This is a genomic window from Serratia sp. 1D1416 (assembly GCF_003641105.1).
GTDB lineage: Bacteria > Pseudomonadota > Gammaproteobacteria > Enterobacterales > Enterobacteriaceae > Serratia > Serratia ficaria.
This window is the reverse complement of sequence record NZ_CP032738.1, coordinates 1998919-2011871: the sequence shown is the minus strand read 5'-3', so window position 1 is coordinate 2011871 and position 12953 is coordinate 1998919. Positions and strand designations below refer to the sequence as shown.

15 protein-coding genes are annotated in these 12953 nt (G+C 62.9%); 12 read left to right on the top strand and 3 right to left on the bottom strand.

Going from position 1 to position 12953, the window contains the following annotated elements; all coding sequences use genetic code 11:
- Positions 1-27 precede the first annotated feature (27 nt).
- On the top strand, positions 28-492 hold the full coding sequence (gene nrdG, locus D7I37_RS09590) for an anaerobic ribonucleoside-triphosphate reductase-activating protein (protein ID WP_129544761.1): 465 nt from the start codon (positions 28-30) through the stop codon (positions 490-492).
- Positions 493-619: 127 nt separating this feature from the next.
- On the opposite strand, the gene D7I37_RS09585 is transcribed toward nrdG, so the two are convergent.
- Complete coding sequence (locus tag D7I37_RS09585) at positions 620-2659, bottom strand: RNA-binding domain-containing protein (protein ID WP_129543601.1); 2040 nt, start codon at positions 2657-2659, stop codon at positions 620-622.
- Positions 2660-2750: 91 nt separating this feature from the next.
- Positions 2751-3809 carry a permease gene (locus D7I37_RS09580; RefSeq protein ID WP_129543600.1) on the bottom strand — a complete coding sequence of 353 codons (1059 nt, stop codon included), beginning with the start codon at positions 3807-3809 and terminating at the stop codon, positions 2751-2753.
- A 230-nt stretch (positions 3810-4039) separates the two neighbouring features.
- Here D7I37_RS09580 and phnF point away from each other — a divergent pair, with 230 nt between their 5' ends.
- Genes phnF through phnP form a run of 11 tightly spaced genes read left to right on the top strand, consistent with a single transcriptional unit; the run spans position 4040 to position 12340 of the window.
- Entirely contained in the window at positions 4040-4765 is a 726-nt protein-coding gene (phnF, locus tag D7I37_RS09575) for a phosphonate metabolism transcriptional regulator PhnF (RefSeq protein WP_129544760.1), read from the top strand.
- Positions 4766-5209, top strand: coding sequence for a phosphonate C-P lyase system protein PhnG (gene phnG, locus D7I37_RS09570; protein WP_061799813.1), 444 nt, complete (start codon positions 4766-4768; stop codon positions 5207-5209).
- Positions 5210-5211: 2 nt separating this feature from the next.
- Complete coding sequence (phnH, locus tag D7I37_RS09565) at positions 5212-5793, top strand: phosphonate C-P lyase system protein PhnH (protein ID WP_129543599.1); 582 nt, start codon at positions 5212-5214, stop codon at positions 5791-5793.
- Complete coding sequence (locus D7I37_RS09560; protein ID WP_129543598.1) at positions 5793-6878, top strand: carbon-phosphorus lyase complex subunit PhnI; 1086 nt, start codon at positions 5793-5795, stop codon at positions 6876-6878. Before phnH ends, D7I37_RS09560 begins: the two co-directional genes overlap by 1 nt.
- Positions 6871-7731: an alpha-D-ribose 1-methylphosphonate 5-phosphate C-P-lyase PhnJ gene (locus D7I37_RS09555; RefSeq protein ID WP_061799817.1), complete on the top strand. Its 861-nt coding sequence runs from the start codon at positions 6871-6873 to the stop codon at positions 7729-7731. The genes D7I37_RS09560 and D7I37_RS09555 overlap by 8 nt, the downstream gene beginning before the upstream one ends.
- Positions 7731-8519, top strand: coding sequence for a phosphonate C-P lyase system protein PhnK (gene phnK / locus D7I37_RS09550; protein WP_129543597.1), 789 nt, complete (start codon positions 7731-7733; stop codon positions 8517-8519). Before D7I37_RS09555 ends, phnK begins: the two co-directional genes overlap by 1 nt.
- A gap of 16 nt (positions 8520-8535) precedes the next feature.
- Positions 8536-9240 (top strand): phosphonate C-P lyase system protein PhnL, encoded by a 705-nt coding sequence (phnL, locus tag D7I37_RS09545; protein WP_129543596.1) that lies wholly within the window; start codon positions 8536-8538, stop codon positions 9238-9240.
- A complete protein-coding gene (gene phnM, locus D7I37_RS09540; protein WP_061799823.1) occupies positions 9240-10376 on the top strand; it encodes an alpha-D-ribose 1-methylphosphonate 5-triphosphate diphosphatase in 1137 nt (378 codons plus the stop codon). The genes phnL and phnM overlap by 1 nt, the downstream gene beginning before the upstream one ends.
- Positions 10376-10945: a ribose 1,5-bisphosphokinase gene (gene phnN / locus D7I37_RS09535; RefSeq protein ID WP_129543595.1), complete on the top strand. Its 570-nt coding sequence runs from the start codon at positions 10376-10378 to the stop codon at positions 10943-10945. Before phnM ends, phnN begins: the two co-directional genes overlap by 1 nt.
- Entirely contained in the window at positions 10942-11544 is a 603-nt protein-coding gene (locus tag D7I37_RS09530) for a DapH/DapD/GlmU-related protein (RefSeq protein WP_129543594.1), read from the top strand. Before phnN ends, D7I37_RS09530 begins: the two co-directional genes overlap by 4 nt.
- Positions 11545-11557: 13 nt before the next feature.
- A complete protein-coding gene (gene phnP / locus D7I37_RS09525; RefSeq protein WP_129543593.1) occupies positions 11558-12340 on the top strand; it encodes a phosphonate metabolism protein PhnP in 783 nt (260 codons plus the stop codon).
- Here phnP and D7I37_RS09520 read toward each other — a convergent pair.
- On the bottom strand, positions 12297-12929 hold the full coding sequence (locus D7I37_RS09520) for an NAD(P)H-binding protein (protein WP_129543592.1): 633 nt from the start codon (positions 12927-12929) through the stop codon (positions 12297-12299). The genes phnP and D7I37_RS09520 overlap by 44 nt on opposite strands.
- Positions 12930-12953: the final 24 nt, after the last annotated feature.

The following is a 12953-nucleotide window of genomic DNA, read 5'->3' as shown; positions in this document are numbered from 1 at the left end:
ACTGAACCCCTGCAACCAGAAAAAATGATAAATTATCACCAGTACTATCCCCTAGATGTGGTCAACGGCCCCGGCACCCGCTGCACGCTGTTCGTCGCCGGCTGCGTGCACCAGTGCCCCGGTTGCTACAACAAGAGCACCTGGCGGCTCAACTCCGGCCAGCCGTTTACCCCGGAGCTGGAAGACCGCATCATCGCCGATCTGAACGATGCGCGCGTGCCACGTCAGGGGCTGTCGCTCTCCGGCGGCGATCCGCTGCACCCGGCCAACGTGCCGAGCATCTTGCAACTGGTGAAACGGGTGCGCGCCGAGTGCCCCGGCAAGGATATCTGGCTGTGGACCGGCTACCGGCTGGCGGAGCTGGACGCGCAGCAAATGCAGGTGGTGGACATAATTAACGTGCTGATCGACGGCAAGTTCGTGCAGGATTTGAAAGACCCAGCGCTGATCTGGCGCGGTAGCAGCAACCAGGTGGTGCATAGGTTGCGATGAGTTGATAGCGCAGACTTGATCTCGCACAGCTACGGCATGGAGCCAATCTGATGGGCGGGTTTGTGCCAAATGCGGACATTACTGGCATCTCAGCGTATTAATCAATGGGGAGCAGATCAGTACTCCCTTAAACCGTACTGTATCCTTGCTTAGAATGGTTTTTGTACTGAGGAAATGCCAGTTTCAGTTGCCCATGATCCACCAGTTGCTTTAGATACTGCTGGCGCAGCGCGTTGGGGTTACGGTTCAGAATGTCCCCCAACGCAGATACTGAAATAAAATGCCCTTGGCATACAGTCAATATTACAGTTTTCATCAGCTCCTTGTCTCCGAGGCGCAATTTTTCACGCGGGATTGCGGCTTGCGCGAACAACATATCTCGGAACGGTTGCGTCAGATGAGCTACGGAGTCAATGTAGGGTAAGTCGATGAAGCGGTTTAATATTCGTCCATATTCATCCCTAACAACGCATTGATGACCATCCTCTATATCAGACATGCTCATCGCCGCACGCTCTGGCATGATCTCGTTTTGTGTCATGCCTCCCTCGCTATATATGGAGCGCTGATCTTTAAGTGTGGAGCCCTCTCCGTAATATGTGGAGCTGCTTAGCACATTAACTGCTCCCTGTGTGAAAACTTCATCCGGGGTCATTACTGAAACACCTGGCAGCGTGTAATGCTTACTCTTCTGCTCGCCGCCGGCGGTGAGGAAGCCTTTACTTTCCAGCCGGGGTAGTGTCAGTGTGACTTCCCGTGGATGCTTAGTTGTCAGCTGGCAGGCGCGCTCATGATTCACCCAGCCTTCAATAGCTGCCGTTGCAATAATGACCTGTTCAAAGTCATCTAGCAGCTCGAACCGCTCACCAAATTGCTGGTGCAACACGTCAAGAATGTGCTGTGGAATAAGGCTCGCAGTAGAAAGCTCGAGTAAAGTTTGCGCTGGGATAGTTTTTTCCCATAACTTTGGCGTTCGCCAGTTAGCCGATTTCCAGCCACTGAAAATCTTGGGCATGCCTGAACCGGCTTTCTCACCCAGTCCAATGAGCAGAAACATTTGATGCAGAAGGCGATTACGGCAGTCGCTTGTGCCCCCCGCAACCACATCTTCCAGTGGCAAGCGCATAAGTCCCGGGTTTCGAAAACCAAACATATCAGGTCGTTTAACAATCAGAATGGAAACCCGATCTGAAAAATCAGCGTGTACCAGCGCATTGACCAACGCTTCACGTAATGCAATGTGGATAGGCGTATCGGTTTTACGCTGACCTTCCTCAAGGGTAAAAGGGACTTTAAGGTCGGCAACAAGTTTTTGATAAACTTTACGATAAAAATCAAATAGATTCCCAGACCACGTACCGTCAGGGGTTATCCTATCGACCCAGCGCAGTTCCGTTTTGGCCTCCGGGCGCTCCTGATAATCCACCATATAGTTAGGTAAAGCAGCAGTAATGGCCTCCCACTTACCAAACATCAAAATTCCCGCAAGTGTAATACCCTGCTTTCCCGTTTCACGGTCTTTACGCCAGCCACCGACCATCTTGAGTAACTCAAAAAGCTCGCAGGCGAGATAGGGGTGCTGTGGATTATTTGACGAAAGCAGGTTGCGGTAAACTTTCAGACTGTCGAGATCAATATCTTCGTCAAAACCATAATGTTCGGAGAGGACTTCATTATCACGACTGTCGTGGATCTGCTCAGCAAGCATGCGCTTAACCGTCATATCATCACAAATGCGATCACCTTCATGTAGACGCTGATAGGTGTTACCAAAAGGTGATTTTTTTAAGTGAACAGGTTTTTGTTTTCGCGTAGCGGGAGAAATGTGTATTGCCAGAACATCCCTGCCCTGTAAGTTCACTAACTGCACGTCTTTCTCGGATTGAAGAACATTGGCACTGACACGATCACGGTCGTTCAGTTGATTGAATAAATCAGTTTTAATCTTTTGGGGGTCAACTACGCCAACGGGCGTGAATTCACCACCCTGTTCTTTGATACCCAAGATAACCCAGCCACCTCTTCCATTGGCCATAGCAGAATAGGTCGGCCAGAAATCCTTTGGTAACTCACCTTTGCCGTCTTTGCCACCTGCCAACTTAAACTCAACCTGCTCGGATTCAACGAGGGTCTGCAGATCAATAATATCCTGTATTTGCAAAAACATACCCATTCCTCTGGCTCAAAAAACAGACTAATTTAACATACTTTCTTCATCTGCTCTTTATCACCATCGATACAGTGTAACCACCAATAAGCTACACCAGATACATCCCCAGCACGCCGGTCGCTACGCCGCACAGCGCCACCAGCGCCGCGGTCAGGCACAGCGCCCGAGCGGTAAACACTTTGTTCAGCATCAGCAGCGAAGGCAGGCTGACCGCCGGCAGGGTCATCAGCAGCGCCAGCGCCGGGCCGGTGCCCATGCCCGCCAGCATCATGGCCTGCACGATCGGGATTTCCGCCGCGGTGGGGATCACGAACAGGCAGCCGACGATCGCCAAACCGATGATCCACAGCAGGCTGTTGTCGACCGCGCCGTCGGCGTGGGGGAACAGCCAAACCCGCGCCGCGCCCAGCGCCAGCACCGCCAGGATGTAGATCGGAATGGTCGACCAGAACAGCGCCCACAGCGCCTTCAGCCAGCGGCCGAGGAACGGCCGATCTTCGGTTTTCGCCGGCGACATCGGCGGCTGCCGCAGCGCGGCCGGCTGCGGGTCGTTGGCGGTAACGCGCTGCACCAGCCAGGCGATGCCCAACACCATCACCACCCCGGCCACCAGCCGAATGGCGGCGAACGGCCAGCCGAGCACGAAGCCCATAAAAATCAGCGTCGCCGGGTTCAGCACCGGGTTGCTCAGCCAAAAGGCCAGCGCCGCGCCGCTGGATACCGACTGGCGACGTAGCCCGGCGGCCACCGGCGCCGCGCAGCAGGTGCACATCATGCCCGGCAGCGCGATCAGCGTGCCCAGCAGGGTGCCGGAAAAACGCGGGTGGCCGAGCGTGCGCAGCAGCCAGTCGCGCGGGATCAGCACCTGCACCAGCGATCCCAGCAATACGCCGAGCAGCGCCGCCTTCCACACCGCGGTGAAATAGATCAGCGCATAGTGCCAGGCCGCCAGCCAGGGGCTGCCGTCGGCTCCGGCCAGTATCGATTTGCCGATCGAATGGGTGTCCGCCGCCAAAAAGGCCTTGCCGTAGTAAGGCTGCCATTTGACGTAGTAGAGGCCGACGGCCACCACCAGCAGGAACAGGATCGGTTTCCACAGCGGCCAGGCGCGGGGCGTGCGGTCAGGGGCGGTAATAGGTTGCGGCATGGTGTCGGCCAGAGTCAGTCACGGGTGCCCCAGCATAGCGCGCCGCGCCCGGCCGCGCATCCCCGGGCTGTCCAAAATAGTTCATCTGTTCGCCACCGACGCGTAACGCGATTGTCATCTGCGCCCGTCACCATGATGCCGACGAGAAAACCACAGGGTAGACGCACGATGAAACGCACCGCTTCCGCCTTCATCGCACCGCCATCGGCACGACGAGGTTTTTTATTATGATGGACTTATCTAGACATCCGACCAGCTACCCCACCCGCTACCAGCAGATCGCCGCCCAGCTGGAACAAGAGCTGCGCACCCAATACCGCTGCGGCGACTATCTGCCCTCCGAGCAACAGCTGGCGGAACGTTATCAGGTCAATCGCCACACCCTGCGCCGCGCGGTGGACCAGTTGGTGGAGCGCGGCTGGCTGCAGCGCCGCCACGGCGTCGGCATTCTGGTGCTGATGCGCCCCTACGACTACCCGCTGCACGCCAATACGCGGTTCAGCCAGAACCTGCTCGAGCAGGGCAGCCACCCCACTAGTGAGCGCTTACTTGCAGTATTGCGCCCGTGCAACGGGCATATCGCCAGCGCGCTGTCGCGTGAAGAAGGCGAGATGGTGATCCACCTGCGCACCCTGCGCCGGGTCAACGGCGTGCCGATGAGCGTGATCGACCATTACCTGCCCGATCTCGACTGGTGGCCGGCGCTGCAGCAGTTCCACAGCGGCTCGCTGCATGAGTTTATCGAACAGCACATTCGCCAGCCGCTGACCCGCAGCCAGACGCGCATCAGCGCGCGCCGCGCACAGGCCAAAGAGAGCCGGCTGCTGGCGATCGCCACCCACGCGCCGCTGCTGTGCGTGCGCACCCTGAACGTCTGCAACGGCAGCGACCGCGTGGCGGAATACTCCGTCAGCCTGGCCCGCGCCGACATGATCGAACTGACGATGGAGCACTGAATGCAATCCTTACAGTCAAGACAGCGCTGGATGTCGGTGCTGGCGCACAGCCAGCCGGCCCAGCTGCGCAGCCACTGGCAGGCGCTGAATATCAGCCCGAGCTACCGCAGCATCCGCGCGCCGGAGATTGGCCTGGCGCAGCTGCAGGGGCGCATGGGCGCCACCGGCCGCCGCTTTGTGCTGGGCGATATGACGGTCACCCGCGCGGTGGTGCAGCTGGAAAACGGCGGCTACGGCTACAGCTATATCGCCGGGCGCGACAAGGCGCACGCCGAGCTGTGCGCGCTGGCCGACGCGCTGCTGCAACAGCCGGAACACGGCGAGCGGCTGCAACAGCGGCTGATAGCGCCGCTGGCCGCGCTGCAGCACGAGCAGCGCCAGCTGCGCGCCCGTGCGGTGGCGTCCAGCCGGGTGGATTTCTTTACCCTGGTGCGGGGGGATTGAGCATGAGTTTATTGACCGGTTTTGACCGCCCCATAGAACAATCGCAACGCAGCTTCCGTTTGATCCTCAAAGCGTTAAGCGAGCCAGGCCATTGCGTCACGCTGCAGGGCGGCCCCGCCTGGGGCGCGCTGAACGCCGCCAGCACCGCCGCGCTGCTGACGCTGGCGGATCAGGAAACCCCGCTCCAGCTGTGTGAGGCGCTAAAAAGTGAGCAAGTGCTAACAAACATTCGCTTCCACAGCGGCGCGCCGCTGGCCGCCAATGCGCAAGAAGTCGGCTTTGCGCTGTTCGATGCGCAGCTGCAGGCCGCCGATCTGCAGGCGTTGCCGCACGGCAGCGAGATTTCGCCGGAATTCGGCGCCACGGTGGTGGTGCAATTGGCCGGGCTGGAACAGGGCGCTGCGCTGCGCCTGAGCGGCCCCGGTATCGAACGTCAACGGGTTATCTCGCCGCAGCTGCCGCCGGCGCTGCTGGATTACCTGATCACCCGCCCGCAGCGCTTCCCGCTCGGGCTGGATTTTCTACTGACCTGCGGCGATCGCCTGCTGGCGATCCCGCGGACCACCCGCGTGGAGGTGTGCTGATGTACGTAGCGGTAAAAGGGGGCGAAAAAGCCATCGAGGCCGCCCATCGGCTGCAGGAACGGCTGCGGCGCGGCGACGACGGCCTGCCGGCGATCGGCGTGGAGCAAATAGAACAGCAGCTGGGGCTGGCGGTGGACCGGGTGATGACCGAAGGCGGCATCTACGATCCCGAGCTGGCGGCGCTGGCCATCAAACAGGCCAGCGGCGATCTGGTCGAGGCGATTTTCCTGCTGCGCGCCTATCGCACCACCCTGCCGCGCCTGGCGATCAGCGAACCGCTGGCGACCGAAAACATGCGGCTGGAGCGGCGCATCTCGGCGGTTTACAAGGACTTGCCCGGCGGGCAGGTGCTGGGGCCGACCTACGATTACACCCACCGGCTATTGGACTTCGCGCTGCTGGCGGAAGGCGAAACGCCCCACGCGCCGCAGGCCGACGAGCCGCTGCCGGAAAGCTGCGCCCACGTGTTCGAGCTGCTCGGCAAACAGCAATTGGCGCTGGCGGAACAGGACGACGGCAGCGCGCCGGACGACATTACCCGCAACCCGCCGGTTTATCCCTGCTCGCGCTCGGCGCGCCTGCAGCAGCTGGTGCGCGGCGACGAAGGTTTTCTGCTGGCGCTGGGCTACGCCACCCAGCGCGGCTATGGCCGCAACCACCCGTTCGCCGGCGAGATCCGCACCGGCTACGTTTCGCTGGAGATAGTGCCTGAAGAGCTCGGTTTCGCGCTGGATATCGGCGAAATCCTGCTGACCGAGTGCGAGATGGTCAACGGCTTCGTCGATCCGCAAGACCGCCCGCCGCACTTCACCCGCGGCTATGGCTTGGTGTTCGGCCGCGCCGAACGCAAAGCGATGGCGATGGCGCTGGTGGATCGCGCGCTGCAAAGCCCAGAGTACGGCGAAGGGGTCGCCGGCCCGGCGCAGGACGAAGAGTTCGTGCTGGCCCATGCCGACAACGTGGAGGCCGCCGGCTTCGTCTCCCATCTCAAGCTGCCGCACTACGTCGACTTCCAGGCCGAACTGGAGCTGCTCAAGCGGCTGCAACAGGAATACAGCGAGCGTCAGGAGGCCCGCGATGAGTGAAGTATTGACCGGCTATAACCTTGGCTATCTCGACGAGCAGACCAAACGCACTCTCCGCCGCGCCATTCTGAAGGCGGTGGCCATTCCCGGCTATCAGGTGCCGTTCGGCGGCCGCGAGATGCCGATGCCTTACGGCTGGGGTACCGGCGGCATTCAGATCACCGCCAGCATCATCGGCCGCGCCGACGTGCTGAAGGTGATCGATCAGGGCGCCGACGACACCACCAACGCGGTGTCGATTCGCCGCTTCTTCCAGCGCGTCGCCGGGGTGGCGACCACCGAGCGCACGCCGGAGGCCACGCTGATCCAGACCCGCCACCGCATCCCGGAAACCGCGCTGCGCGAGGACCAGATCCTGATTTATCAGGTGCCGATCCCGGAGCCGCTGCGCTTTATTGAGCCGCGCGAAACCGAGACCCGCAAGATGCACGCCCTGGAAGAGTACGGCGTGATGCAGGTGAAGCTGTATGAGGACATCGCGCGCTACGGCCACATCGCCACCACCTACGCCTACCCGGTGAAGGTGAACGATCGCTATGTGATGGATCCGTCGCCCATCCCGAAATTCGATAACCCGAAAATGCACATGATGCCGGCGCTGCAGCTGTTCGGCGCCGGGCGCGAGAAACGCATCTACGCCCTGCCGCCGTTCTGCAAGGTGGAGAGCCTGGACTTCGACGACCATCCGTTCAGCGTGCAGCAGTGGGACCAACCCTGCGCCCTGTGCGGCTCGCGCCACAGCTACCTGGACGAGGTGGTGCTCGACGACCAGGGCAACCGCATGTTCGTCTGTTCGGACACCGACTACTGCCGGCAACGGCTGGCGCAACCTTCGCAAGAGGCGCAGCACTGATGACTTCTACCCCACTGAGCACCACGCCGCTGCTGTCGGTGAGCCGCCTCACCCATCTGTATGCGCCCGGCAAAGGCTTCAGCGACGTGTCGTTCGACATCTACCCCGGCGAAGTGCTGGGCATCGTCGGCGAATCCGGCTCCGGCAAAACCACGCTGCTGAAATCCATTTCGGCGCGGCTGGCGCCGCAGCGCGGGCAGATCATTTATCGCCCGCAGGCCGACCGCCGGCACGACCTGTACGCCATGGCGGAGAGCGATCGCCGCCGCCTGCTGCGCACCGACTGGGGCGTGGTGCACCAGCACCCGCTCGACGGGCTGCGGCCGCAGGTTTCCGCCGGCGGCAACATCGGCGAACGGCTGATGGCCATCGGCCAGCGCCACTACGGCGATATCCGCCGCCAGGCCGGCCAGTGGCTGGAAGACGTCGAGATCCCGCTGTCGCGCCTCGATGACCTGCCCACCACATTCTCCGGCGGCATGCAGCAGCGGCTGCAGATTGCCCGCAACCTGGTGACCCACCCCAGGCTGGTATTTATGGATGAGCCGACCGGCGGGCTGGACGTGTCGGTGCAGGCGCGCCTGCTCGATCTGCTGCGCAACCTGGTGGTGGAGATGCAGCTGGCGGCGGTGATCGTCACCCACGATCTCGGCGTGGCGCGGCTGCTGGCGCACCGGCTGCTGGTGATGAAGCAAGGGGAAGTGGTGGAAAGCGGCCTCACCGATCGGGTGCTGGACGACCCGCACCATCCTTACACCCAGCTGCTGGTTTCTTCGGTACTGTCGTAACCCAAGGCGATAACAGATGACCATTCAAATTCGAGTTGAACACCTGAGCAAAACCTTCGTGCTGCACCAGCAGCACGGCATCCGGCTGCCGGTGCTGCAAGACGCCAACATGACGGTCGGCAGCGGCGAATGCGTGGTGCTGCACGGCCACTCCGGCAGCGGCAAATCCACCCTGCTGCGCTCGCTGTACGCCAACTATCTGCCCGACAGCGGCCATATCTGGGTCAACCATCAGGGGGAGTGGCTGGATATGGTGCAGGCCGAAGCGCGCCAGATCCTGGCGGTGCGCCGCCATACCCTCGGCTGGGTCAGCCAGTTCCTGCGGGTGATCCCGCGCATCAGCGCCCTCGAGGTGGTGATGCAGCCGCTGCTGGAACAGGGCGTCGACCGCGCCGAATGCCGCCAGCGCGCCGAAACGCTGCTCGACAAGCTCAACGTGCCGCAGCGCCTGTGGCAGCTGGCGCCGTCCACCTTCTCCGGCGGCGAGCAGCAGCGGGTCAACATCGCCCGCGGTTTTATCGTCGACTACCCGATCCTGCTGCTGGACGAGCCGACCGCCTCGCTCGACAGCCGCAACGGCGCGGCGGTGGTGGCGCTGATAGAGCAGGCCAAGGCGCGCGGCGCGGCCATCGTCGGCATTTTCCATGATGAAGCCGCCCGCCGGCAGGTCGCCGACCGGTTATATGACATGCAGGCGCCACAGGCGCTGGAGAGCCTCTGATGATCATCAACAACGTTAAGCTGGTGCTGGACGACCAGGTAGTGGCCGGTTCACTGGAGATGCACGAGGGCGCGATCCGCAGCTTTGCCGATACCCCCAGCCAGCTGCCGCAGGCGCTGGACGGCGACGGCGGCTGGCTGCTGCCCGGGCTTATCGAGCTGCACACCGACAATCTGGACAAGTTTTTCACCCCGCGGCCCAACGTCGACTGGCCGGCGCATTCGGCGATGAGCAGCCACGACGCGCTGATGGTGGCCAACGGCATCACCACGGTGCTGGACGCGGTGGCGATCGGCGACGTGCGCGACGGCGGCCACCGGCTGGAGAACCTGCAAAAAATGATCGACGCGGTGATCCACAGCCAGCGCGCCGGGGTGAACCGCGCCGAGCATCGGCTGCACCTGCGCTGCGAGCTGCCGCATGAAAGCACCCTGCCGCTGTTCGAACGGCTGATGGACAAGCCCGGGGTGTCGCTGGTGTCGCTGATGGACCATTCGCCGGGCCAGCGCCAGTTCGCCTCGCGCGAAAAGTACCGCGAGTATTATCAGGGCAAATATCACCTTAACGACCAGCAGATGAGCGAGTTCGAAGAGCAGCAGATCGGGCTTTCCGCCCGCTGGGCCGCGCCGAACCGCGAAGCGATCGCCGCCCACTGCCGGGCGCGCCATATCTCGCTGGCCAGCCACGACGACGCCACCGCCGAGCACGTGGCGGAGTCCTGCGCGCTGGGCAGCAATATCGCCGAGTTCCCCACCACCGAGGCGGCCGCCCGCGCTTCGCACCGGCAGGGGCTGCAGGTGCTGATGGGCGCGCCGAACATCGTGCGCGGCGGTTCCCATTCCGGCAACGTGGCGGCGCATCACCTGGCGGCGCTGGGGGTGTTGGATATTCTCTCTTCCGACTATTACCCGGCCAGCCTGCTGGATGCGGCGTTCCGCATCGCGGCGGACGATCGCAACGGTTACGACCTGCCGCAGGCGGTGCGCATGGTCACCCGCAACCCGGCGCGTGCGCTGGATCTGCAGGATCGCGGCACCATCGCCGAAGGGCTGCGGGCCGATCTGGTGCTGGCGCGGCCGCACGGCGAGCATATTTACGTGCAGAACGTCTGGCGCCAGGGCAGGCAGGTGTTCTGATGGCGCAGCTTATCTATCTGATGGGGCCTTCCGGTGCGGGCAAGGACAGCCTGCTCGAGCGGCTGCGCGGCTGCGCCGACCGCGCGCCGCTGGTGGCGCACCGCTACATCACCCGGCCGGCGGACGCCGGCTGCGAGAACCATATCGCGCTCAGCGAGCCCGAGTTTCTGCGCCGCCGCGCCAAGGGGTTGTTCGCGCTGGACTGGCAGGCGCATCAGCACCGCTACGCCTTCGGGATCGAGGTGGATCTTTGGCTGCTGCAGGGGATCGACGTGGTGGTCAACGGCTCGCGCGCCCACCTGCCGCAGGCGCAGCGGCGCTACGGCGCGCAGCTGTTGCCGGTGTGCCTGCAGGTCAGCGCCGGGGTGCTGCGCCAACGCCTGCAGCGCCGCGGGCGGGAGAACGCCGCGCAGATTGAGCAGCGGCTGGCGCGGGCGGCGGAGTATCAGCACCGCCTGCCCGCCGGCTGCCGGCGGCTGGATAACGACGGCCCGCTCGAAGACACCCTGGCGGCGCTGCTGGCGCTGTTGCCCGCCGCCGCCGCACAACCTCAGGACGCCATGCCATGACCGACCTTGCCCAGCCGAAAATCGGCGACCACGTGATCCTTAACCGCACCCGGCTCGGCCAGTATGTGCATCTGGCCGACGATGCGATCCTGGAAGAGGTGGAAATGGGGGACTACTCCTACACCGCCGGCCACAACCAGATTTTTTACGCCACCATCGGCAAGTTCGTCTCCATCGCCTCCTACGCGCGCATCAACCCGGGCAACCACCCGACCTATCAGCGCATCGCCCAGCACCACTTCACCTACCGCGCCGCCGACTACGGCCTGGGGGAAGACGACGCGGCGTTTTTCGACTGGCGGCGCCAACACCAGGTCACCGTTGGCCACGACGTGTGGATCGGCCATAACGCCATCCTGATGCCGGGCGTCAGCGTCGGCAACGGCGCGGTGATCGGCAGCGCGGCGGTGGTGACCAAAGATGTGGAGCCGTACAGCATCGTCGCCGGGGTGGCGGCCAAAAAGATCGGCATGCGCTTTGACGACGCGCTGGTTGAACGCATCGAGCGCAGCCAGTGGTGGCACTGGGATCATCAAACATTGCAGGAAAGATTGGCGGATTTCCGCGATATCGACCGCTTTGCGGAGAAGTATCTTTAACGGAGAGTGGCCTATGAAATTGACCTTTCTCGGCACCGGTGGTGCACAGCAGGTGCCGGCATTCGGTTGCGACTGCCTGGTCTGCCAGCGGGCGCGGCGTGAACCGGCATTTCGGCGGCGGCCGTGCAGCGCGATGATCGGCTATCAGGGGGAAACGACCTTGCTGGATGCGGGATTGCCGTCTTTGGAGCGGCGGTTTTCGGCGGGGCAAATTCAACGTTTTTTACTGACACATTACCACATGGATCACGTTCAGGGGTTATTTCCTTTGCGCTGGGGGTGCGGAAATTCCATTCCGGTCTACGGCCCGCCGGATGAGCAAGGCTGCGACGACCTGTTCAAACACCCCGGCATGCTGGCGTTTCAGCCGCCGCTGCAGGCCTTCGAAACCGTCGAGCTGGGCGGCATGCGCATCACGCCGCTGCCGCTGCAGCATTCCAGACTGACCCACGGTTATCTGATCCAGGCGGGCGGAGCATCGCTGGCCTATCTCACCGATACCCTCGGCCTGCCGCCGACTACCGCAGATTTTTTACAGCGGACGCCGCTGGATCTGCTGGTACTCGACTGCAGCCTGCCGCCGCAGCCGCAGGCGCCGCGCAACCACAACGATCTGACCCGCGCACTGGAAACGCAACGGCGGTTGCAGCCGCGGCGCACGCTGTTGACGCACATCAGCCATCATCTCGATCTGTGGCTGATGGACAACGAGCTGCCGGCCGGGCTGGAGCTGGCGTTCGACAACCTCAGCATCAGCTGCGATAGCAATGCAGCCGGTCCGACTCCAGCACCCTGACGCCTTCGCCGGGGCCGAATGCCTGCTGCAACAGGCTCTGCGCCACGTCTTTGGCGGCGACGGCCCGCCACTTGCCGGGCAGCAGTTTGAACAGCGGCAGGGAAAGCCGCTCCGTCAGCCGCGGTGACCGGCGTTCGCCCAGCAGCATCGACGGCCGCGCCAGCGTCAGGCGCGGCCAGTCTTGCTCGCGCAGCGCCTGCTCCATTTCGCCCTTGGTGCGGTTATACAGGAAGGAAGAATGCGGATTGGCGCCCAGCGCGCTGACCACCAGACAATGCTGCGCGCCGAGCCGCCGCCCGGTCAACGCGCTTTCGACCACCAGCTGATAATCGACATAGCGAAACGCATCGGCGCTGCCGGCCGCGCTGCGGGTGGTACCCAGGCAGCAAAAGACCAGTTCCACCGGCTGCCGCAGGGTGCTCAGCAATTCGAACAGGTCATCGCCCACCGGGTTGGTCAGTTTGGCGTGCGGCGGCAGCGGCGCGCGCGTCGGCGCCACGATCGCCGTCACCTGCGCATCGTCCTGCAGCAGCTGCAACAGCGCCTTCCCCACCAGGCCGGTGGCCCCCACTATCAGTGCCCGCGCCATCAGATCTCCCGTGCCAATCGATTG

Bases quoted from the DNA above. Each gene is read 5' to 3' on its own strand.
- D7I37_RS09585 (WP_129543601.1), bottom strand. From the start codon at position 2,659: ATGTTTTTGCAAATACAGGATATTATTGATCTGCAGACCCTCGTTGAA.
- D7I37_RS09580 (WP_129543600.1), bottom strand. From the start codon at position 3,809: ATGCCGCAACCTATTACCGCCCCTGACCGCACGCCCCGCGCCTGGCCG.
- phnF (WP_129544760.1), top strand. From the start codon at position 4,040: ATGGACTTATCTAGACATCCGACCAGCTACCCCACCCGCTACCAGCAG.
- phnG (WP_061799813.1), top strand. From the start codon at position 4,766: ATGCAATCCTTACAGTCAAGACAGCGCTGGATGTCGGTGCTGGCGCAC.
- phnH (WP_129543599.1), top strand. From the start codon at position 5,212: ATGAGTTTATTGACCGGTTTTGACCGCCCCATAGAACAATCGCAACGC.
- D7I37_RS09560 (WP_129543598.1), top strand. From the start codon at position 5,793: ATGTACGTAGCGGTAAAAGGGGGCGAAAAAGCCATCGAGGCCGCCCAT.
- D7I37_RS09555 (WP_061799817.1), top strand. From the start codon at position 6,871: ATGAGTGAAGTATTGACCGGCTATAACCTTGGCTATCTCGACGAGCAG.
- phnK (WP_129543597.1), top strand. From the start codon at position 7,731: ATGACTTCTACCCCACTGAGCACCACGCCGCTGCTGTCGGTGAGCCGC.
- phnL (WP_129543596.1), top strand. From the start codon at position 8,536: ATGACCATTCAAATTCGAGTTGAACACCTGAGCAAAACCTTCGTGCTG.
- phnM (WP_061799823.1), top strand. From the start codon at position 9,240: ATGATCATCAACAACGTTAAGCTGGTGCTGGACGACCAGGTAGTGGCC.
- phnN (WP_129543595.1), top strand. From the start codon at position 10,376: ATGGCGCAGCTTATCTATCTGATGGGGCCTTCCGGTGCGGGCAAGGAC.
- D7I37_RS09530 (WP_129543594.1), top strand. From the start codon at position 10,942: ATGACCGACCTTGCCCAGCCGAAAATCGGCGACCACGTGATCCTTAAC.
- phnP (WP_129543593.1), top strand. From the start codon at position 11,558: ATGAAATTGACCTTTCTCGGCACCGGTGGTGCACAGCAGGTGCCGGCA.
- D7I37_RS09520 (WP_129543592.1), bottom strand. From the start codon at position 12,929: ATGGCGCGGGCACTGATAGTGGGGGCCACCGGCCTGGTGGGGAAGGCG.